The sequence below is a fragment of the Mesorhizobium sp. ORS 3428 genome (assembly GCF_001854785.1).
Classification (GTDB): Bacteria; Pseudomonadota; Alphaproteobacteria; order Rhizobiales; family Rhizobiaceae; genus Mesorhizobium.
On the sequence record NZ_MDFL01000099.1, the window covers coordinates 1 to 1,134 of the forward strand.

The following is a 1,134-nucleotide window of genomic DNA, read 5'->3' on the forward strand; positions in this document are numbered from 1 at the left end:
ACGAAATCAAATTTGGTCCAGCTCGATGACAGGCTTCATGCTCAGCGTCAGACATTCGATAGACTTCCAATTGTTGACGTGGGCCCGTTGTTGGACGGAAGCGATGCACGAAGTGTGGCGAAGGAATTTCGCTGGGCGCTCGCCAATGTCGGTTTCATGTACATCAAGAATCACCGAATTTCGGAGAAGTTGCTAGATGAGACCTTTGCGCAAGCTAAGGCTTTCTTCAACCTGCCGCTTGAAGAGAAAATGAAATTGCACGTCAGTAATTCTGGGGTCGCTCTGCGTGGCTATATCGAGATCTTCGGCGAAAACACGGACCCATCAAAAACCAAGGACCTAAAAGAGTGCTTTGACATCGGCCCTGAGCGGCCGAATGTAGAGAGCCCGTTCTTTGGACCCAACCAGTGRCCGGCCACCCTGCCGGGGTTCAGGGAGACCGTTTTCGCCTATCACGAGGCGATGAAGGAGCTATCGATAACGCTTCTGAGGGGCATAGCGCTCAGCCTTGATCTTTCACCAGATTTCTTCGAACCGAGAACCAAGGATCCCATCACGACTCAACGCTTGCAACGTTATCCGCCACAGACCGGCGTCGTGGACGAGAGGATCATCGGCATCGGCGCGCATACCGACTTTGGCAGCCTGGGCATTATCGCCCAGGATAGCGCTGGAGGGCTTCAGGTGATGAACCGGAATGGGATCTGGGTCGAGGGCATGCCTGTCCCTGGTACCTTCGTCGTCAACATCGGCGATTTGCTGCAAAAGCTAACCAACGATGTCTATCTAGCGAACCTGCATAGAGTGGTGAACACCTCCGGACGGGAACGCTATTCGATACCGTTCTTCATCGACGCCGACCATGACGCCGTTTTTGCGCCCTTGGAAAGTTGCGTCTCTGAGGCTAACCCGGGGCAATATCCCCCGATCACTTGCGGAGCATACAAATTCGGAAAGTATATCAAACACTTTCCCCATTTGAGAGGGCGAGATGGGTATGGCACTGCTCCGCCCGCGATGAGCAGTAGTAATTCGGGATAGTCAAGCCAATAAGAGTGCGAAGAACTCTGCTGAGGCAATCCGCATGTTCGCGGACGGTGGATCTCACGGGCCGGACTGCAACCGTGCTGTACG

At 53.9% G+C, this 1,134-nt stretch carries 1 protein-coding gene; it reads left to right on the top strand.

The genetic code is table 11. The annotated features are described in order from the left end of the window. Nucleotides 1-1,041, top strand: a 1,041-nt coding sequence (locus tag ORS3428_RS08710; protein ID WP_210185688.1) for an isopenicillin N synthase family dioxygenase, incomplete at its 5' end; no start/stop codon positions are given. Nucleotides 1,042-1,134: the final 93 nt, after the last annotated feature.